Source organism: Paenibacillus mangrovi (genome assembly GCF_022898935.1).
Classification (GTDB): Bacteria; Bacillota; Bacilli; order Paenibacillales; family Paenibacillaceae; genus Paenibacillus_AQ; species Paenibacillus_AQ mangrovi.
The window spans coordinates 45992-65234 of record NZ_JALIRP010000002.1; the positions used below are offsets into that span (position 1 = coordinate 45992).

The 19243-nt window shown below is 47.4% G+C and carries 22 protein-coding genes; all 22 read right to left on the reverse strand.

Features of this window, described 5'->3' with window-relative positions; all coding sequences use genetic code 11:
- Positions 1-25: 25 nt before the first annotated feature.
- Positions 26-892: a sporulation protein YpjB gene (locus MUG84_RS04795; RefSeq protein WP_244721124.1), complete on the reverse strand. Its 867-nt coding sequence runs from the start codon at positions 890-892 to the stop codon at positions 26-28.
- Positions 893-945: 53 nt separating this feature from the next.
- On the reverse strand, positions 946-1578 hold the full coding sequence (locus tag MUG84_RS04800) for a DUF1405 domain-containing protein (RefSeq protein WP_244721127.1): 633 nt from the start codon (positions 1576-1578) through the stop codon (positions 946-948).
- 126 nt (positions 1579-1704) lie between these two features.
- Positions 1705-2583 carry a menaquinol-cytochrome c reductase cytochrome b/c subunit gene (locus MUG84_RS04805; RefSeq protein WP_244721132.1) on the reverse strand — a complete coding sequence of 293 codons (879 nt, stop codon included), beginning with the start codon at positions 2581-2583 and terminating at the stop codon, positions 1705-1707.
- A 19-nt stretch (positions 2584-2602) separates the two neighbouring features.
- Complete coding sequence (gene qcrB / locus MUG84_RS04810) at positions 2603-3274, reverse strand: menaquinol-cytochrome c reductase cytochrome b subunit (RefSeq protein WP_244721135.1); 672 nt, start codon at positions 3272-3274, stop codon at positions 2603-2605.
- Between the two features lie 15 nt (positions 3275-3289).
- Positions 3290-3832, reverse strand: coding sequence for a Rieske (2Fe-2S) protein (locus MUG84_RS04815; protein ID WP_244721138.1), 543 nt, complete (start codon positions 3830-3832; stop codon positions 3290-3292).
- Positions 3833-4013: 181 nt separating this feature from the next.
- Positions 4014-4439, reverse strand: coding sequence for a DUF2487 family protein (locus MUG84_RS04820; protein ID WP_244721141.1), 426 nt, complete (start codon positions 4437-4439; stop codon positions 4014-4016).
- Positions 4440-4596: 157 nt separating this feature from the next.
- Entirely contained in the window at positions 4597-4776 is a 180-nt protein-coding gene (locus MUG84_RS04825) for an IDEAL domain-containing protein (protein WP_136606170.1), read from the reverse strand.
- Positions 4777-4799: 23 nt separating this feature from the next.
- The gene (locus tag MUG84_RS04830; RefSeq protein ID WP_425313178.1) at positions 4800-5282 is read right to left on the reverse strand and encodes a gamma carbonic anhydrase family protein; all 483 of its coding nucleotides are present in this window, start codon (positions 5280-5282) and stop codon (positions 4800-4802) included.
- A 67-nt stretch (positions 5283-5349) separates the two neighbouring features.
- Positions 5350-6483, reverse strand: a complete 1134-nt coding sequence (locus tag MUG84_RS04835; protein ID WP_244721145.1) for a hypothetical protein — start codon at positions 6481-6483, stop codon at positions 5350-5352.
- A 90-nt stretch (positions 6484-6573) separates the two neighbouring features.
- On the reverse strand, positions 6574-7161 hold the full coding sequence (locus MUG84_RS04840; protein ID WP_244721148.1) for a histidine phosphatase family protein: 588 nt from the start codon (positions 7159-7161) through the stop codon (positions 6574-6576).
- Positions 7162-7203: 42 nt separating this feature from the next.
- A complete protein-coding gene (locus MUG84_RS04845) occupies positions 7204-7806 on the reverse strand; it encodes an anti-sigma factor (protein WP_244721150.1) in 603 nt (200 codons plus the stop codon).
- Positions 7803-8396, reverse strand: a complete 594-nt coding sequence (locus MUG84_RS04850) for an RNA polymerase sigma factor (protein ID WP_244721152.1) — start codon at positions 8394-8396, stop codon at positions 7803-7805. Before MUG84_RS04850 ends, MUG84_RS04845 begins: the two co-directional genes overlap by 4 nt.
- A gap of 495 nt (positions 8397-8891) precedes the next feature.
- A complete protein-coding gene (locus MUG84_RS04855) occupies positions 8892-9986 on the reverse strand; it encodes a prephenate dehydrogenase (protein ID WP_244721154.1) in 1095 nt (364 codons plus the stop codon).
- A gap of 27 nt (positions 9987-10013) precedes the next feature.
- Positions 10014-11111, reverse strand: coding sequence for a histidinol-phosphate transaminase (gene hisC, locus MUG84_RS04860; protein ID WP_244721157.1), 1098 nt, complete (start codon positions 11109-11111; stop codon positions 10014-10016).
- A gap of 100 nt (positions 11112-11211) precedes the next feature.
- Positions 11212-12015 carry a tryptophan synthase subunit alpha gene (gene trpA / locus MUG84_RS04865; protein WP_244721170.1) on the reverse strand — a complete coding sequence of 268 codons (804 nt, stop codon included), beginning with the start codon at positions 12013-12015 and terminating at the stop codon, positions 11212-11214.
- On the reverse strand, positions 12012-13208 hold the full coding sequence (trpB, locus tag MUG84_RS04870) for a tryptophan synthase subunit beta (protein ID WP_244721172.1): 1197 nt from the start codon (positions 13206-13208) through the stop codon (positions 12012-12014). Before trpB ends, trpA begins: the two co-directional genes overlap by 4 nt.
- Entirely contained in the window at positions 13205-13876 is a 672-nt protein-coding gene (locus MUG84_RS04875) for a phosphoribosylanthranilate isomerase (RefSeq protein ID WP_244721173.1), read from the reverse strand. Before MUG84_RS04875 ends, trpB begins: the two co-directional genes overlap by 4 nt.
- Positions 13869-14693: an indole-3-glycerol phosphate synthase TrpC gene (gene trpC, locus MUG84_RS04880; protein ID WP_244721174.1), complete on the reverse strand. Its 825-nt coding sequence runs from the start codon at positions 14691-14693 to the stop codon at positions 13869-13871. Before trpC ends, MUG84_RS04875 begins: the two co-directional genes overlap by 8 nt.
- Positions 14683-15723 carry an anthranilate phosphoribosyltransferase gene (gene trpD, locus MUG84_RS04885; protein ID WP_244721175.1) on the reverse strand — a complete coding sequence of 347 codons (1041 nt, stop codon included), beginning with the start codon at positions 15721-15723 and terminating at the stop codon, positions 14683-14685. The genes trpC and trpD overlap by 11 nt, the downstream gene beginning before the upstream one ends.
- 23 nt (positions 15724-15746) lie before the next feature.
- Positions 15747-17303 carry an anthranilate synthase component I gene (gene trpE / locus MUG84_RS04890; RefSeq protein WP_244721176.1) on the reverse strand — a complete coding sequence of 519 codons (1557 nt, stop codon included), beginning with the start codon at positions 17301-17303 and terminating at the stop codon, positions 15747-15749.
- 466 nt (positions 17304-17769) lie between these two features.
- The gene (aroH, locus tag MUG84_RS04895) at positions 17770-18144 is read right to left on the reverse strand and encodes a chorismate mutase (protein WP_244721185.1); all 375 of its coding nucleotides are present in this window, start codon (positions 18142-18144) and stop codon (positions 17770-17772) included.
- A complete protein-coding gene (gene aroB, locus MUG84_RS04900; protein WP_244723214.1) occupies positions 18137-19243 on the reverse strand; it encodes a 3-dehydroquinate synthase in 1107 nt (368 codons plus the stop codon). Before aroB ends, aroH begins: the two co-directional genes overlap by 8 nt.

The following is a 19243-nucleotide window of genomic DNA, read 5'->3' on the forward strand; positions in this document are numbered from 1 at the left end:
TTACCATTTGAATCAATTAATTGATTCATTTTGGTGTTATTTTCTTAATGCTATCCCGCTCTCCCCTATATTTCCGGAAAGCCGTATATGCAAGCATAACGAAAATGAATGCTGCAGCCCACAGTACCCAAGGCCATGAACCATTTACCTGGTTCAGTGGAGCGAGAGCCGGATAATCCTTTCTCTTCCCAAACAGGCCGTTAAACATTTCTTCACCTTGTTTGATCATGTTTTGTAGTTGTTCCGGTTTTGGTGACACAGCATTGACCAAGCCACCCGTATAGGAAAGCCAGGAATCCACCATCGTCACGTCAGCTGGCTTGCGCTGAATGATGACGGCCGGGCGGATAATCTCATAATGATTATGAAGTTGCTCGTATGCCAGTTTTACGGCCAGTAAATCTCCTCTTTCTATGTTTGATTTCATCTCGCTAAGCTCTTCACGAATCAGCTTGTAATACTGAAGCCATAAAGGCTTCTTCTGGTTGTACAGGCTGTCAGCTGCCATTCTCAGCTTCGCGGATGCAGTAAGCCAATCTTCGGGATCCACCTGCACCCTAGCAACGGCTGCCTTCATTTCAATAATACTTTCTGAAAGTGCGTGTATACCTTCAACTGTAGTCAGTTTTTGCAGTGCAGAATTCTCAAATATGGAAGTAACCTGCTTCAGGTCCTGATTCACCAGGTTGGTATTCCCTTCAAGCACATGCTGATACATCTGCTCTACGGTCGAATACAGCGCTTTAGCCTGCTCCACCGCCTCTGCGGATTTTCCGGAATCCTGGATTGCTCCAAGAGCATGTATCTGAAGGGGGTGTATTGTGAAACATATGGCCATTAGCAAACCAAATAACCATTGAATTCTCTTCCTTAATAAAATACTCCGCCGCATAGGACATCCCTCCTACCGTAAATGTATGGCAGAAGGGATGCGAGTAGAACAAGCTATATGGTTTTGCGTTTGGCAAGCCGCAGAAAGAGCCACGCTAATAATACGCTGAATGCCGTCAACCCTATTGTGAAATATTCAACACCTAAGAGATGATCTTGCAGTTCATCCGGAAGCCACGGATAGACGCCAAAGGTATAGTCTACGATATCATTAAAAAAAGTCCACGCCGCTGCTGGAATCAGCATGAAGGCTCCAAATCGGAAGAAACGAACAAACAACAGTGCTTCAACAGCCATGATCAGATGCGATGCCACTAACATCCAATCCTGCCACACCAGATGATCTCCCTGCGCTGCTCCAGCAAATATGATGCTAACCGCCCATATTCCATATTTAACGGAAGTGACCACCGCCAAAGATTCCATTAAGTAACTGAAACCTGTTAAAGCTGGCGTCTTGGGAGGATATAACAGGAAAAGAACACTGATCGTGAAAAACAGGCTTGCCGTTGGACTATCAGGAACAAAGATGACCTGCCATATGAGATTATGGGCAATGGTATATTCGATCTGATCGCCGTACCACTTATAGCCGTAAATCGTTCCGACTAGGTTGCACCAGAACAGGAGCCACAGCATGAACCGGTTAGTCAAAAATGCACGGCTCCAAAAAAAAGAAATGGACACACTTGTCCCTCCTAGTAACGAATCTGAGAGATTTGAACCTGATGATCATAGATTGTATAATAAATTCTATAATCTTAAAAAACCTGATCGCTTTCACGACCAGGTTTTTGGATAAGTATTTTCGGCTTATTTTGCTTCAGCCTTTTGTTTGGACAGCCAATCTGCCAAATTATCAATGTCTTTGTCAGTCAAGCCTGCTGCAATTGCACTGTCGTACTGCGCTGGCATTCTACCGTTAAAGCCTTCTTTGATAATTTTCAGAATGTCATCCTTATTATGTTTGTCGCCGACACCGCGAAGCGATGGTCCGCTGGCACCCTTCAAATCAGCAGCGTGACAGGAAACACAGCCCGCTTTCTTAAAGGATTCCATAGCTGGATTCTCTTTGTCCACAATAGCGACTTCTTTTTGTTGATTGCCGCTTGTTGTTGGAAGGCCCTTAGCCCGGTTTTCAGCCGCTTTTTCTTCACGCTGAACGTTCTCAGGGATTTGACCGGAGTCAGCCATTTCCACCTTATAATGATGCCAAGCAGTGTTTGTCAAGTACACAATAGCTAGCAATGAAAGAATCATCAGGGATGAAGCAATCGGTCTGCGATAGAAACGACGTTCTTTACCGGTATCAAGGAACGGAGCGAGAAGCAGAGAACCGAAAGCTACACCTGTGACGCCGATCGTACCAAGAACGATATAATCTCCGGATGCATACGGAAGCTTCAAATATTGATACAGGAACAGGAAGTACCAGTCCGGCATCGGAATAATGGACGCGCTTGGATTCGCCGGGAACCACAGTGGAGCAGGCTCAGCGATGGTCAGTACTAGGAAACCTACGAGTACGACAACACCAACCATCCATTCTTTCAATAGGAAGTTAGGGATAAACGCTTCCGATTTACCCGGATACGCAGTGTAGTCAGGAGGCGTAATAAATCCGCTGCCTCTTTTAACACGGGAATCGCCAACAAATACAACTTTTTCTTTCGAATCTTTTCCGTGTGCCATCGATATTCCTCCCTTCTTATTATAATGGACCGGAAATGCCCTGTCTGCGGATCATGATAAAGTGTCCCACCATCAGTAAGAGCAAAACGGCCGGGAGGAAGAATACATGGAGTGCGAAGAAGCGTGTCAGCGTCTCTGCACCTACAATGGTTCCGCCCTGTAGGAATTCCTTAATAATTGGCCCGATCCAAGGAACGGAATTCGCAATTTCCAGGGTAACTTTTGTTGCAAAGTAAGCTTTGTTATCCCAAGGGAGCAGGTAACCTGTGAGGCCCAGACCCAGCATAACAAAGAACAGAAGCATACCAACGACCCAGTTCATTTCACGAGGTGCTTTGTAAGAACCTGTGAAGAACACGCGCATGGTGTGCAGGAACATCATAACGATAACTAAGCTTGCGCCCCAGTGGTGCATACCGCGAACGATTTGACCAAAGGCAACTTGCGTTTGCAGGTATTCAACACTGTTGTAAGCGTTGATGATGTCCGGTACATAATACATGGTCAGGAACATCCCTGACAGGATTTGAATGACCGTGATAAAAAACGTCAATCCGCCAAAGCAGTATACGAATGCGGAGAAATGATGAGCCGGGTTAACATGCTCAGGCACTTCGTGGTCAGCAACGTCTCTCCAAATCGGCGTGACATCAAGACGTTCATCAATCCAGTTGTAGACATTCTTAAACATCCGAATTTACGCCCCCTATTTCACTTCAGTGTTTGGCTCAAGCTGTCCCAAGTATACCCAACCGTCTTTTTCTTGCAATTTGTACGTGTCGAGTGGCTTAGGAGCTACGGCCAAGTTCTTGCCGAGTTTGTTGTAACGTGCGCCGTGACATGGGCAGTGGTACTCATCCGGGAAATTTTTATCATTGTTCCAACCGATTGTACAGCCCAAGTGCTTACAGATCGGAGACAGCGCGTAGATTTTCCCTTTTTCATCCTTACGAATCCATGCTGTTAATGTCGCCTTGCTCGCATACCATCCATCCTGCTGTGCGAGTTCAAAAGTGAATTCCTGAGGTTCATCCGTAATTTTGCTTGTTTCCACGACCTTAATGAATTCGCCTTCACCTTTTTTATGCAGAATAGGATCAACGGCAAATCGCAACATTGGCAGGACAGGTCCCATTGCCAAGAATGCAGTTGAACCACCTAAAGTATAAGCCAGAAATTGTCGACGGGACATTTCTTTACGCCCAGGCGGTTTGCCAGATGGATCATGGTGGTCATTTTGGTTGCTCATAATGTCTTCAACCCCCTTTGTCAACCAATTCTTAAAGTGCTTTCAATGATTATTATCACAGGACTTACTAGGACATTCTAATAATATATTAGCCTCATAAGACCGTCAAGAATATCCAGATCTTTTTATAAATTCAAGAAGATTTATCCAATTAAAATGTTGAAATTCTGTCACATTTACATCAGTGTGCCGAATTCCATACATTTTGGATTTTCGCCTGCACTGCAGTGGAAAGCTCCTTCCCCTCCTGTTCGTTCATCTCTGACCGCAATAATATTAAATCAACATCTGGTAAATCCGCTTCCCGAAGAATGCTGTCAGCAGACATCACCACCACATGCTTAAAACCCGTACTTTTCACGTGCTTACATATTTCATTGAAAAGAGATAAATCTTGCTGCAATCCATATTGGAATGCGGGATATGTAATGATTCTTCCCTTGAATGGAATCTCTACCAGATCCATAAAATCTCGCAGCCGCTCCAGAGCTGCCGTGGCCTGCATCGGATTTTCCTTGCCGGTCAGCCCGGTATAGGGGATGAGGCAGGTGTCAAAATAAGGCTGCAACTCTTCCCAGGTAGCCTCGTCCACCTCACTGAATTTCATATGTTTCATCCTTCCATCATTTTTCTCCATTATATTTCAAATTATGCCAAGAATGAAGCAAAAAAAGAAATGCAGTGATTTTCTGCATTTCCTTTCTCTTATTTATTCATAAAAGAATATGCAGCGTGCAAAAACTGCATATTCTTTCATTTAATCTTCAGTTCAGCAACCTCAGTTCATCCGTAAGATTGCGGAAAGCCGATTCGTCTCCGGAGGCAAGCGCCCGATCTATTTCTCGGTATAACTCCTCGCTCCGGTGTTTGCGCAACGCTTCGTCCCATACCATTTCAGCCGCCAGCCCCAACATGACTTCATACGTAACTTTCATTTTATCCATAGGATGCACCTCCAAGCTTTTGTTTAGAACATCCTGTACTCCTTCCCCTTCTCCACGTAATTTTGAGTAGTTCGGTACATTCTTTGCAAATCTGCTTCCGTTAATTCACGGACCACTCTTGCGGGAGAACCCAAGGAAAGTGTATAGGGTGGAATTTTTTTATTTTCAGTAACGATTGAACCTGCTCCTATTAAAGCATATTCTCCAATATCGGCCCCGTTCAATACAATAGCCCCCATGCCGATTAATGTACCCTTACCTATCGTACATCCGTGAATGATTGCCGAATGTCCAACGGATACGTCATCTGCAAGGAAGAGCGGCTCACCTGTATTCACATGCCCCACAGTTCCGTCCTGAATATTACAGCGGTCACCAATGATAATCGGTGCCATATCACCCCGAAGTACGGCATTGAACCAAACGCTTGAGTCCATTCCAATTGAAACGTCCCCGATAATTTTCGCACCCTCTCCTACATAAACTGAAGGATGGAGCTTGGGCATATGTTGACCATATCTCAATAACAATTCTCATCACTCCTTACTTTGGGAGTGATTTTAGCAACACCGCTTAGGTCTTGTCAATGGACGCATGCAGCGTGCCACCACCCAAGACAGAGCTTTTGCCTGCAACTTTTTGACCCCAAGCAGTCATCTGGACAACCTTTCCGTACTCCGGACTCTCCCCGATCCGCAGCATTCCCAAATGAAGCATCATCCCGAGAATGCGCTCATTCAAAATGGATTCTGCTGTATCATAGTAGTATGGCTTAATCAACCACACAATAGCCTCATGCAGTGATGCGACGGTTATCCAATCCTTTGCGCACTCGCTTGTCCAATAAACCAATGATGAAAGGTTCGGCACGGCTTGTTTATAAAGCCTTAACCAGAAGCGGAAAATCTGTACCATGCTCTCGTTCATTCCGCCTTCGAGAATTTCTGCTCCCTTGCTCGTTAATCGCAGCTTCAACCCATCTTCGGCAATGTATTCATGGTAATAAGCAAAATCGTATAGCAGCGCAAACCGGCTTGGATAGGAGCTGAAGGTTCGGCCATAGCCAAAGCGCCAGCCGCCCTTTACAACCAAAGGCTCGCTTACATGAAGCAGCTCCATAACTTGCTGTTGTTGACGGCGGTACATGACAAGTTCCTGGTTAAGCTCGATGTCCTGATCACGCAGATACCGAAGAAACAACAACAAATCCTCTGCACAAAGTTTCTGCTCCTCTCTGTAAACCGGAGGTTCGCTTGTCCGGCAAATCGGCTTGCGGAGCGTCATTCCCAGCTCTTGCCTGAATCTTTCCTTCAGATCACTCGGCATCTGGAACAAAAATTTTGTGTTTTGCGTCATTCCGTTAAACAACCACCCGCTCCGCTTATACCTGGCTATAGCTTCTCTCGGGCTCTCACTTTTCACCATGTCCTGCTGCTCAGTATCAAACGCCGTCTGACCAATCATGGCCTGGAGCTCTTCCAAGCTGTAGGAAGTGCGGTTGTCAAACAAAAGCGTGTTCAGAAACCGTAAATCCTTTGCCGAACAGCGGTTCACCTGTTGTTCAATGAATTCCCTGCGGCTTAGCATAACCAGAATGCTCTGAATCAGTTCATGCTTGGAATTCCGTTTGCACTCGCACTCGTAATGTTCCGCAATGGTAGTCAGCTGGCCGATATCCGCGTATGTCAGCATATCCGCTAAATTCATCTCTGATCGCCTCGCCGTTTTAATACCATTATGGGAATTATTACAATTTTTATTCGGTAAAAACAAAAAAATAACCCGAACGAATTCGGGTTATGCCTTGTTTTCCAAGAGATGCCGTGTGCAGTTGTAAAGAAGCGGGACCCAATCCAGATCCTTTTTCTCAAGTATGGTTAAGGACAAATTGCCTATCCTTTCAGTGTATCGATCTTTGTACAATGAACGGTACAGCTGGGCTAAGAATCCGCCATGTGTGATGACAAGCATATTACTATTCGGGTGTGTATTCCACATATCTTCCAAAAAAGCGAGACCACGGGCCTGAATTTCGTCATCCTTTTCCTGACCTAGCTCTTGCTTATGCCAATCGCGTCCCCATTTGCTCTCCCTCTCAGCTAGCGTCAGGCCTTCCACCTGTCCATAGGAACGCTCATTCAGTCTCGGATCAGGCTCAAGCATAGGGATATTAAGCTTGGAGGCAATGATCCGCCCGGTCTCCTCCGCTCGGGACAGTCTGCTGCTGATGACAAAATCCCATCTATACTCCTCGTTCAGGAGACGATCTCCCAAAAGTTCCGCCTGCTTTCGCCCTTCATCATTCAGCGGAATGTCACTTTGGCCTTGAATTTTGCTAAGCATGTTCCAGTCCGTTAAACCATGCCGGATTAAGCCAATTCTCATGTTCGAACCCACTTTCTGTCTGAAGTTCAAGGAAGATTCGTTCTATTTCCGCATATGGCTCAATCTTCTTAGTGAAAATAGTGCCATCGCAACACCAAGCACTGATAATATCATCCAATACTGTGGATGGGATGGTCCTATGCCCACAACAAAGGGTTCAATGATCCCGCTGTTTACAGCAGGAATATCGTAACTGAATTGATCCGATACCAGGTTTGCATTCCCGGCAATTCCAGTTGGCAAAATACCTGTTGCCGCTTCCGCAGTTTCTTTTACATGCGGCTTGTCCATAAACACAACATAGAGAACGCTGCATAGAAAAACCATAACAAAGCCCGCTATCCACAGTGATAAATGTCTTCTGGTCGCAGCCGGTACTTCAAAAGGCTTGCTTTGATCCGGGATCAACCATGGGGATTCACGATAAATCCGGTCCATGACATTCCGGTTAATCTCCTCAGCTTGTTCTTCGGAGACTTCTTCCTGCATGCTCATCATAAAGCTGTGGCTCTCCACCCATAACTCGTACTCGGCCGTACAATCGCTGCATGTAGACAAATGCTCCTCAAGCAGCCGCCGTCTTGGATCATGCTCTTTCATATCCGGGACTAGTCCGAATATTTCTTGAGCCTCATCACAAGTCATCTGCTTTTCATCCCTTCGTATTGTTCATAGTTATTCTCATAAAAATACGGTTCCAGCTGTACTTTGACACTGGATCGGGCTCTAAACAGCAAGGATTTGACCGAGCTAACAGTCTGTCCCAAAATATCAGCTATTTCCTGATAATCTAACTGGTCATATTCCCTCAGGATTAAGGCAGACCGTTGTTTCTCCGGCAAATTGTTGATGGCCTCGCGGACAAGCTCCACCTTCTCACTGCGCAGAATGGCTTGTTCCGGGGCAATCTCGTCAGGCGCCACAGGGGTAACCCCGCTTTCCTCAAGCGGAACATGAGCGCCCCTTTGCTTTCTCAGCTCGCTGAGCACGGTGTTCCGTGCGATTGTATACAACCAGGTCGAGAACGATGCATCCACTTCCCGGAAAGAGTGCAAGCTGCGAAAAGCCTTATAGAATGTCTCGGAGCATAGGTCTTCAGCCATGAGCTCCATGTGTGAACTTTTAAGCATATGATAAACAAAAGCCAAAATTTTCCGTTGATAACGGCGCATTAATTCAGAGAAGAGCTCAACGTTGCCCTTCTTGATTTCCCTTATCATCTGGGAATCCGTCATTTTTATGTAGCCTCCTCGCCCGTACCAAAAACATCCTCGTTCGATTCGGTTGTATATTTGTACCGAACAGTTAATAAAAAGTTGCGGTTGAATATTTGCGTTGGTACCTGTCGTTAAACACTATGTATTGGAATTTTCTCCAGCGATTCTATGAAAATACCTTTTTTATTGTAACATATTCACGTTTGATAGTCAGTTAATGACTGCACAAATTGCCGAATTTTACTGCTGTATGATGATCCTTGCCAATATATGAATATACTCAACCATCTATTAGACGAAACAACACTCAAAAAAGTTACTAGAATATTCAAATTTTTTTTGTATGCGAATTTTTAAAAAAAACAAAAAAAAACCACCCTTAAAGGGTGGCTGCACATAGTGCCATTTATTTGGATAGGAGTGGAGAGAAACCATACTGTACTTTTATTATATGTATACGTTTTCATTTTGTCAACCCTATATTTCCAACTTGATTTGTAAACGTTTTACGGGCTACTCCGAAATGTTGTAGTCCATATTTTTAAGCAGTTCTTTAGCACGCTCCATATCCGTTTCCTGACGGAAAGACAATCTCATGATGCCAGGCACATCTTCTCTGCTCTCAATAATCTGCATATTGCTCAGATTGATATTATTCATACCAATCTCGGTCGCAATTTTACCAATGATACCCGGATGGTCCGGTACATCGATATAAAGATCAAAGGACGAAGAGATCATACCCTTGCGTCTTTCAGGAAGCTCACTGCGGAAGTCATTCGCTTTGGCAAAGGCCTCCGTGATCCCTTCACCGTCCTCAGCCTCAAGCATCTGAACAAACGACGATATACCCTCATTCCAATCTGAGAGCATCTGCAGCATAATCTCACGGTTGTTCAGCAGAATATCACGCCAAATAACCGGATCACTGGAAGCAATCCGTGTGATATCCCGGAAACCACCGGCTGCGAGACTGCGGTACAGGGAGTTGGTTTCATTGTAATCACACACCTGATTAACCAGCGCAACCGCAATAATATGCGGAAGATGGCTAATTGCGCCGACAATGCGGTCGTGCTCAACTGGATCGACTTTGACAATCTGTGCACGTGTGTATGCCAAAAGTTGTACCAGCGATTCATATACCTCATCCGGGAGTCCATGCGGAGGCGTCAGGACATAATATGCGTTCTCGAACAGCAGACGCGTGGCCGCTTCAACACCGGAGCGCTCCGAACCAGCCATCGGATGTCCGCCAATGAAATGTACATCCTGAAGCTGCAGCTTGGCCGCCGCTGCTGTAATGCTAGCTTTGGTACTGCCTACATCTGTAATGATGCAGCCCTTTTTTAATGGAAGTGAGCTGAGCTTGGTCAGGTATTCATCCAATTTACCTACTGGTACGCATAAAAAAATAAAGTCAGCACCGAGTGCCGCTTCCTCGATTGACAGTGTGGCTTCATCAACGACGCCACAGCTGATATATTTTTCTGCAGAGACAGGACGATGGGCATGGCCCACGACGGTGATCCCCGGCTTGCCTTTAAAGCAAAGGGCCAGGGAACCGCCGATGAGTCCCACTCCGAAAATAGCAATTTTCGTAGTCATGTTACCTCACTTGATTGTTCGCATCGATTACACTTGAGCTTTTTGTTCTTCTAATACCTGCTCAAGAGCATGAATAAATGCTTTATTTTGTTCTTGCGAGCCTACAGTTACCCGGATGAACGTTGGGTATTTGCTGTGACCCGCTCTAATGATAATGCCTTTGCGAAGCAATGCTTCGAATATTTCACCTGCCGGTTTGCATACATCCACCATGATAAAGTTGCCATGTGCAGGGAAGTATTTCAATCCAAGTCGATCGAATTCTGCTTGGAGCTGTACGATTCCGGCTGCATTGGCCGTACGGCAGTTTGCAATGTATTCTTGGTCCTTCAGAGCCGCTTTAGCCGCAGCCTGAGCAACTCGAGTCGTATTAAACGGCTCGCGAACCTGGTTTATCAATTTAATGACATCAGGCTGTCCGACGCCGTAACCGATTCGCAGTGAAGCAAGACCGTAAATTTTGGAGAACGTACGCAAAATCACAACATTAGGATATTTCCCGAGATATGGAATGCTGTTTGGATATGAAGGGTCTGTAACATACTCACAATAAGCTTCGTCTAGAACAACCATCACATCTGCGGGTACCTTATCCAAAAATGCAGTCAACTCCTGCTCGGACAAAATGGTGCCAGTTGGATTGTTCGGATTACACACCCAAATGATTTTCGTATGGTCGTTGACCTTAGCCAGCATGGCATCCAGATCATGGGTTCCGTTTACAAGTGGCACTTCAATGCTGATGGCCCCTTCAATATCCGCATTGCTTTTGTATACGGAGAACGTTTGGTCTGCCATGATGGTTTCGTCACCCGGTACGAAGAAAGCACGCGCAAGCAGCGCGATAATTTCATCAGACCCGCAGCCAAAAATAATCTGGTTGGAACTTACACCAAGCGCCTTCGCAAGATCGGCCGTGAGCTCAACAGCTCCGCCATCGGGATAAATGCTGATATTCTCAAGCTCAGACAAAATGGCTTCTCTCACTTTGGGAGAGGCTCCGTACGGATTTTCATTGGAGGCCAGTTTGATCACTTCATCGAGCCCAAGTTCTCTTTTCACATCTTCGATTGGTTTTCCCGGTTGATATACTGGAAGATTTACAATATGGGATTTTGGTTTCATGATAACCACTCACTTTCGGCAAATTTATGCTTTTAAAAAAGAATGAACTAAAGCAATGCAAAGTGCGTAGTTGTGATCATCGTTATAGCCTTAGTTCAAACTATTTTAATTGTGCCACAAACTTGCGTATTTGCAAGAGCCCCTCTTGGCGGGTGTCCATATTTTGCAGAAGAGGTATCGCTTCTTCAATCTGCCTTACGATAGCGCTGCCTACGACAACACCGTCGGAGATTCGGGCAAACTTCTCAGCCTGCTCACGGTTCGAGATACCAAAACCTACAACAGCAGGGATGTCCGTATATTGCTTAACCTGGCCAATAAACTCTTCTACGCCTACAAAGAAGCTGGAACGTTCTCCCGTAACGCCCAGCGAGGACACGCAATATACAAAGCCCTTGGCACCCGCCACGATGCTCTTGATTCTTTCATTGGATGTCGGCGCCACCAAAGGGATGACATGAATCTCAGCCGTCTCGGCCCGCCTCGTCAGCTCGGCAGATTCTTCTACCGGCAAATCCGGGATAATCAGTCCGCTGATATCATGCTTCTTAACCTCTTCAAAGAAACGGTCCAGCCCGAATTGGAGCACCGGATTATAGTAAGTAAACAGAATAAAGGGAAGCTTCACGCCCGCAGCCCGTGCTTTTACAGCCGCTTCCATGCAGCTTACGATATTCACTTGATGCTTAAGTGCCCGCTGGGAAGCCCGCTGAATGACAGGTCCGTCTGCCAGCGGATCGGAGTATGGAACACCAAGCTCGACAATGTCCGCTCCGGCCGCTTCCAGCTCGGCAATGATCTGAACCGATGTGTCCACATCCGGATCGCCAATCGTCAAAAAGGGAATGAGTGCAGTCTTCTGGTTCTCTTTTAAACGGGTAAATGTTTGATCGATCAGGTTCATGCCTGCTTCCCTCCTGTGTACGCCATAATGGATTCCACGTCTTTATCCCCGCGTCCGGACAGACAGATCACAACGATGTCATCACTGCTGAGACCCGGCGCCATCTTCACAACCTGGGCGATCGCATGAGCGGATTCCAGTGCAGGAATAATTCCTTCTGTACGGCACAGCAGCTGTAGCGCATCAAGCGCCTCCTGATCTGTAACAGGCACATATTTGGCCCGTTCAATGTCCTTCAGATACGAATGTTCAGGTCCAACGCCCGGATAATCAAGCCCGGCTGAAATCGAAAACGCTTCTTGAACTTGTCCAAACTTGTCCTGAAGCAGATAGCTCATCGAACCTTGGAACACGCCTTTGGTCCCTTTACTCATCGTTGACGCATGAAACGCGGTTTCGACGCCTTTGCCGGCAGCCTCGACGCCAATCAGTGCAACATCCTGATCTTCAATAAAAGGATAGAACATGCCGATTGCATTGCTCCCGCCGCCGATGGCCGCTACAACATGATCCGGCAGACGCCCCTCGACCTCAAGAATCTGGCGGCGTGTTTCATCTCCGATAATCCGCTGGAAATTGCGCACCATCATCGGATATGGATGCGGTCCAACGGCAGAACCTAGAATATAAAACGTATCTTCCACATTGCTTACCCAGTACCGCAGTGCTTCGTTACCAGCATCCTTCAGCGTGCGTGATCCAGAGGAAACAGGAATCACTTCGGCACCAAGCAATTGCATCCGGAATACATTTAACGCTTGACGTTTGGTATCCTCTTCTCCCATGAACACTTTACATTCCATACCGAGAAGTGCCGCGACCGTAGCCGTAGCAACGCCATGCTGGCCTGCTCCCGTTTCGGCGATGACCTTGTTTTTGCCCATTCTTTTGGCCAGAACACCCTGCGCCAAAGCATTGTTGATTTTGTGGGCGCCTGTATGGTTCAGGTCCTCACGCTTCAGATAAATCTTGGCCTTGCCCAGATACTTGCTGAGGCGTTCTGCATAGTATAGCGGTGTTTCTCTTCCCGAATACTGCTTCAGCAGATACGAGAGTTCTTCCTGAAAGGACGGCTCCTGTGAAAAATGCTTATAGGATTCCTCCAGATGTATCAAAGCGTTCATCAAAGTTTCCGGTACGAACCGGCCTCCGAATTCGCCAAAACGTCCATTTTGATCCGGCAGTTGTGTCATGCCTGCTTCACCCTTTCTACAAAAGCTGCGATTTTTTCGAGATCCTTCGTTCCGTTCGTTTCTACACCACTGGATACATCAACCCCACCTGGAGTGTAATCCCTAATCAGTTCCGCGACATTGGAAGCATTTAGCCCTCCGGCTACAAATAGCGGTATGCCTTGACTATTGGTCCACTTCTGGTATTCGGGGATCTTATCCCAAGAGAATGTGGATCCCGATCCGCCCCCGTATTGCGGTTCAAATGTATCCAGCAGCAAGGCGTCGATCACTCCCGCGTAATCTTGAAAAGCCACGGGATGCCCGTCCGCCTGCTGCTGATGTCCTACAGAAACGACTTTGAACAGGTCAACGTTAAAATGTTTCTTGATATCCCGGCAAAAATCTGGGCTCTCCTGACCGTGAAGCTGGATCACATCCAGACTGATCTCTGACATGATGTTCTCAAGCAGATCCATCTCCGGATTGACAAACACACCCACGCTGCGCGGAACGACAGATGCCTCCCATGCCTTGATAACGTCGGCCATAGAGGCCGCCGCTTGGGCAGAGACCTGCCGCCGGCTTTTGGCGAATACAAAACCGATATAATCCACCGGAATGTTTATCATTGATTTTAGCACTTCAACGCTTTGAAGTCCACAGATTTTTACTTTCGTATTATCCATGCAGATGCACGCTGCCTTCCTTCTGAAGTGGCCCCATCAGATTGTGAACTGCTGCAGCGATATCCTTTTGTCTCATAAAATACTCACCCACAAGGACCCCCGAAGCGCCTGTCTTACGCAAAAATTCCATATCTAATGTGCTTGAAATTCCGCTTTCACTGATCACAGGTACACCTGCGGGTACCAGTTTGCTTAGCACTTCCGTCGCGGCAAGCGAGGTTTCAAACGTATGCAGGTTACGGTTATTGATCCCGATTAATGCGCCATCATAGAGCTCGAGATCAAGCACCTGCTTCATTTCTTCCACACTGTGCACCTCGATCAGAGAATCAAGACCGATGGAGGCTGCCGTTTTCATAAACGATGAAATTTGTTCCGGGGTCAGGATCGCTGCTATGAGAAGAACCGCGTCCGCTCCCAGCAGTCTTGCTTCGTAGATCTGGCGCTCATCAATCACAAAGTCTTTGCGAAGCAGCGGAAGATTCACGGCCTTGCGTACAGCCTTTAGATATTCGCCGCTTCCTTGGAAGTAAGGGGCATCCGTCAGGACAGACAAACAATCCGCACCAGCCTCTTCGTACGTAAGTGCAATCTCGACCGGATTGAAATCTGGACGGATCAGCCCTTTGGAAGGAGACGCCTTTTTCACTTCCGCTATAAGTCCCATATCCCGCTTCTTGCCTGCTGTCAATCGTTGTGCGAAGCCTTTGGTTGCAGGCATGCTTGAGATCGTTTCAATTGCTTTATCTATCGAAAAATGTTCCGCCAGCTTGGCTGTTTCTTCACGTTTGGTTTCTACAATGCGATCAAGATACATAGCTCAGCTCTCCTGTCATTTGAATCAGCTGCTGCAGTTTGGCATATGCGCTTCCGTTGTCGATAGCCTGAGCGGCTGTATGAACTCCTTCTGCAATGCTGTCTGATAGTCCAGATACATAAATGCATGCGCCCGCATTGGCAAGCACGACATCCCGGTAGGGATTTTTATCACCTTGAAGTACGGATTCGACAATCTTGGCATTCTGCAGGGCATCTCCGCCGAGTACGGACTCAAGCGGATGGACATCCAGACCAAGATCATGCGGATGAATATCATATGTCCGTACCTCCCCGCCACGGAGCTCTGACACCTGGGTCGATGCAGAGATGCTGATTTCATCAAGGCCATCATGGCTGGTTACCACCAGCGCACGTTTCGACCCTAGCTCTCTCAGCACTTCGGCAATCGTCTGCGTCCGGTTACGGTCATAAATTCCGAGCAGCTGGCGGTCGGCACCTGCCGGATTGGTTAGCGGCCCCAGCATATTAAACACAGTCCGTACACCAAGCTCCTTGCGCGGAACTGCCGCATGCTTCATGGAAGGATGGTAAAGCTGCGCGAACAAAAAGCAGATTCCGATCTCATCTAGGCAGCGTTTAGCCTGCTCACTGCTCAGATGAATATTGACTCCCAGCGCTTCCAGCACATCCGCACTTCCGGCCCGGCCCGAGGCTGACCGGTTACCATGTTTGGCCACACGCACAGAAGCGGCAGAAGAGATGATCGCCGAGGCTGTAGAAATATTGAACTTATGAATTCCGGAACCGCCTGTTCCGCACGTATCCAGCAGCTTTTCATTATCGGTGTGTACCGGACTGGCAACATTCCGCATAGCTTCTGCAAAACCCGTTATTTCTTCTACCGTTTCTCCCTTAATGCGCAGCGCCATCAGCAGCGCTCCGATCTGTGAATGGGTCACATTGCCTTCCATAATCGAAGACATCAACAGACGCGCTTCCTCACGTGTCAAATCCCGTCCGCCGATCAGCTGGTTCAAGCAGCCTGGAATAAATCCGCTCATATTCATATCGTCTTCTCCTCCTCTTCCGTTTAAGGTGTGTATTCATAAAAATAATCCTGATTCAGCTGTTCCTGCTCTATTTGTGCAACCGGCGGGAACATCGCTTCCGCGGTACGGATTGCTTTTAACAGTGCCTTGGCTTTGTTCACTGTCTCCTCGTATTCCTTCTCAGGTACCGAATCCCATACGATTCCTGCACCGGCTTGCACGAATGCCTTCCCTTTCCGGAAAATGATCGTCCGAATCGTAATACAGGAGTCCATATTCGAGTTAAAGCCCAAATATCCAATTGCTCCGGCGTAGGCTCCTCTGGCTTCCCGTTCCAGCTCGGCGATAATCTCCATTGCTCTCAGTTTCGGTGCGCCGGATACCGTACCAGCCGGCAAGCAGGAGAGAAAGGCATCAAAGAAGTCTTTGTCATCCCGGAGCATGCCGGAGACGTTAGAAACCATGTGCATGACATGGGAATACCGCTCGATTTCCATGAACATATCGCATTTGACAGTTCCAAACCGGGAAACTCGCCCCAGATCATTACGTCCTAAGTCGACAAGCATCAGATGCTCCGCCCGTTCCTTTTCGTCCTCAAGCAGTTCCTCTGCGAGCCGTTCATCATCAGTCTCATCGGTGCCGCGGGGGCGGGTACCGGCAATCGGCCGTGTCTCCACCCGATCACCGTCAACCTTGACCAGTGCCTCCGGTGAGGTTCCGACAATGATCTCCTCATGCATTTTAAGATAGTACATATAGGGGGAGGGATTGAGCGTTCTCAGCACACGGTATACATGCAGCGGGCAAACTTCAGTTTCGATATGGAAACGCTGGGACAACACCACTTGAAAAATATCCCCGGAACGGATATATTCCTGGGCCTGCTCCACATTAGACATGTACTGTTCCTTTGTCATGTTGGACTTGATATCCCCAAGCTCAATATCCGCAGGAATCACGCGGCCATTCACGTTTTCACGTGGCCCCTGCATTTCGAGCTGCTCTGCGATTTGGTTAAGCTTGTGGTCGATTTCCATATAACTGAGGCGGATATCCTCATCGGTATCCTCTTCCTTCACGTGGACGTTTCCTACCAACAAAACCTGTTGTTTCACATGATCGAACACAATCACCGTGTCGCAAAACATAAACCGGATATCATCCATTCCGAGATCATCCACCGTATGAGCGGGTAGCTTTTCGTAATATTGCAGCAGATCGTAACCGAAGAACCCGATCGCCCCGCCCGTAAATGGAGGAAGTTCCTCCGTTTTCGGGCTGCGATAGCGACGGAGCAAGGCCTTTAGCTCTTCCACCGGCTTGCCTTTCATGGTTTCCTTGCCGCCATTCCTTTCCAGAATGATCTCGCCCTTCTTACCGTAAATCATCATGAAAGGATCGGTCCCGATGAAAGAATAACGCGCCCACCTACTGCCACCCTCTACACTTTCAAGTAAAAATGCGCATTCTCGCTCAGCATAACGCTGAAAAATACGTATCGGGGTTTCCATGTCCGCCAGCAGCCGTTTCACGACAGGAATCAGATTGTACTCGCGGGACAGCTTTATGACCTGCTCCACACGCGGATTCATCATTGTTGTTCCCTCCTTTGTTCATCATTCGAGTTTTGATCACAGACAACAAAAAAACCTCTACCGAAGTAGAGGTTTGACGTTCATTAAGTATATGGAAAGAGTCGCCTACGGCAGATTTGGTTATACCAAGACCGTTAGCAGTCCTAATCCTTCCAAATCTCTAGGAAAAATGAACATGCCAGTCTATGGATAACATCAATGCCAGACGTTCCAGAAGTTGCTATACATATTGGACTCTGCTCTTCTATACTCAACTCAGCTCATCTAAACTCTACTCAGCTACACGGATTAACCAAGATCTCTATCCCGGTTCAATCCAAACATTCAGAATGCTCAGAAGTTCACTATGACTTCTTCCATTCTATATACATTGTTCGAAATAGAAGCAATCTATTTCTTCGTTCGAACTATGTAAATCACTATACAGGATTAACACTCGTCCTGGCAAGTACATCGCTTAAAAAATTTAAGCTTTGGGTGCAGCCAGGTCTGGACGCAGCTTTTTAGCTTCGTTCAGATACACATGCTTGATTTCGCTTTGACTCTTTTCGGTATTCACCTGAACCATCAGCCGGATGCAGCGCGGCAAGCTCCCTTTCACTGGAACCTCCACGGAACACATTAAAGGCACCAGCTCCCAGCCCTCCAGCTGGCGAATGGCTTTTGCCGGAAACGCAGCGTCCAGATCCTGGGTCAGCGTAATCCACACGCTGCAAATATCTTCTGGATTCACTTGGTTGCGCAGGGCGATTTCACGCATCAACATAACCGTCTCATCCAGAATTTCACGTTCATCATTATGCTCCACTGTTGTCGCGCCGCGGATTCCTCTGTTATACATGGACTTTCCCTCCTTTTCTAAGCTGCTTTAGAATATCCCTTACGAGTTGCTGCGGAATATTCTTCTCGATGCTGACAGAGCCAATCGAGTCCGGTACCACGAATACCATGGTGCCTTCTTTGAATTTCTTGTCATGCATCATCGCTGCGATCAGATCATCCTCGTCCAAATGGTCCGGCAGTATAACAGGCAAATTCAAGGAGGTCAGCATCTCCGTCGTTGCTGCATAGATGCCTTCGCCACGGCCCAAAGCCTCAGCCATAAGGGCAGATCCGGCCATTCCGATGGAAATGGCTTCTCCGTGCAGAAACTCGCCGTAACCGCCAACGGCTTCAATAGCATGACCTATAGTGTGTCCGAGATTCAAAATGGCACGTAGTCCGCCTTCCCGTTCATCCTGAGATACGACTTCTGCTTTGATGGCGACGCCGCGCTCCAGACCATATCCGAGAGCTTTCGGATCAAGCGCTAACAGTTCCTTTGCATGATCCTTGCACCAGTAAGCAAATGCCTCGTCCTTAATTAGACCATGTTTGAGCATTTCAGCCAATCCGGCAGATACTTCACGAGGAGGCAGGGTGGTAAGTGTATCAAGATCATACAGCACCAATTCAGGCTGATGAAAAGCACCAATCATATTTTTGGCCAGCGGGTGGTTTACGGCAACCTTTCCGCCTACACTGCTGTCATGCGCCAGAATCGTCGTCGGCATTTGAATAAACGAAACACCGCGCATATAGGTAGCGGCAACAAAACCGGCCAAATCCCCAACAACGCCGCCGCCAAGAGCAATGACAGACGAGTTGCGGTCGAGTCCTCCCTGAATCGCTGAGGTCATGACTTCTTCGAAGACGGACAGTGATTTCGAGCCTTCTCCAGATTTAACGATGGATACCACCAGCTTGAAACCTGCTTCTTCCAAAGAGGACTTCAGAGTTTCCAAATGAAACGGAGCGACCTTATCGTCCGTGACAATCAAATGCGGACTTTTAACAGACAACCCATGCTTTATCAGATAAGCCGCGGCCTGCGGCAGCAAACCGGAGCCGATATAGATCGGATACGAGCGCTCTCCCAATTCCACATGTACGGTTCTCAT

Coding starts and splice junctions, on each gene's coding strand:
- MUG84_RS04795 (WP_244721124.1), bottom strand. CDS start 892: ATGCGGCGGAGTATTTTATTAAGGAAGAGAATTCAATGGTTATTTGGT.
- MUG84_RS04805 (WP_244721132.1), bottom strand. CDS start 2,583: ATGGCACACGGAAAAGATTCGAAAGAAAAAGTTGTATTTGTTGGCGAT.
- qcrB (WP_244721135.1), bottom strand. CDS start 3,274: ATGTTTAAGAATGTCTACAACTGGATTGATGAACGTCTTGATGTCACG.
- MUG84_RS04815 (WP_244721138.1), bottom strand. CDS start 3,832: ATGAGCAACCAAAATGACCACCATGATCCATCTGGCAAACCGCCTGGG.
- MUG84_RS04820 (WP_244721141.1), bottom strand. CDS start 4,439: ATGAAATTCAGTGAGGTGGACGAGGCTACCTGGGAAGAGTTGCAGCCT.
- MUG84_RS04825 (WP_136606170.1), bottom strand. CDS start 4,776: ATGGATAAAATGAAAGTTACGTATGAAGTCATGTTGGGGCTGGCGGCT.
- MUG84_RS04830 (WP_425313178.1), bottom strand. CDS start 5,282: ATGCCCAAGCTCCATCCTTCAGTTTATGTAGGAGAGGGTGCGAAAATT.
- MUG84_RS04835 (WP_244721145.1), bottom strand. CDS start 6,483: ATGAATTTAGCGGATATGCTGACATACGCGGATATCGGCCAGCTGACT.
- MUG84_RS04840 (WP_244721148.1), bottom strand. CDS start 7,161: ATGAGAATTGGCTTAATCCGGCATGGTTTAACGGACTGGAACATGCTT.
- MUG84_RS04845 (WP_244721150.1), bottom strand. CDS start 7,806: ATGACTTGTGATGAGGCTCAAGAAATATTCGGACTAGTCCCGGATATG.
- MUG84_RS04850 (WP_244721152.1), bottom strand. CDS start 8,396: ATGACGGATTCCCAGATGATAAGGGAAATCAAGAAGGGCAACGTTGAG.
- MUG84_RS04855 (WP_244721154.1), bottom strand. CDS start 9,986: ATGACTACGAAAATTGCTATTTTCGGAGTGGGACTCATCGGCGGTTCC.
- hisC (WP_244721157.1), bottom strand. CDS start 11,111: ATGAAACCAAAATCCCATATTGTAAATCTTCCAGTATATCAACCGGGA.
- trpA (WP_244721170.1), bottom strand. CDS start 12,015: ATGAACCTGATCGATCAAACATTTACCCGTTTAAAAGAGAACCAGAAG.
- trpB (WP_244721172.1), bottom strand. CDS start 13,208: ATGACACAACTGCCGGATCAAAATGGACGTTTTGGCGAATTCGGAGGC.
- MUG84_RS04875 (WP_244721173.1), bottom strand. CDS start 13,876: ATGGATAATACGAAAGTAAAAATCTGTGGACTTCAAAGCGTTGAAGTG.
- trpC (WP_244721174.1), bottom strand. CDS start 14,693: ATGTATCTTGATCGCATTGTAGAAACCAAACGTGAAGAAACAGCCAAG.
- trpD (WP_244721175.1), bottom strand. CDS start 15,723: ATGAATATGAGCGGATTTATTCCAGGCTGCTTGAACCAGCTGATCGGC.
- trpE (WP_244721176.1), bottom strand. CDS start 17,303: ATGATGAATCCGCGTGTGGAGCAGGTCATAAAGCTGTCCCGCGAGTAC.
- aroH (WP_244721185.1), bottom strand. CDS start 18,144: ATGTATAACAGAGGAATCCGCGGCGCGACAACAGTGGAGCATAATGAT.
- aroB (WP_244723214.1), bottom strand. CDS start 19,243: ATGAGAACCGTACATGTGGAATTGGGAGAGCGCTCGTATCCGATCTAT.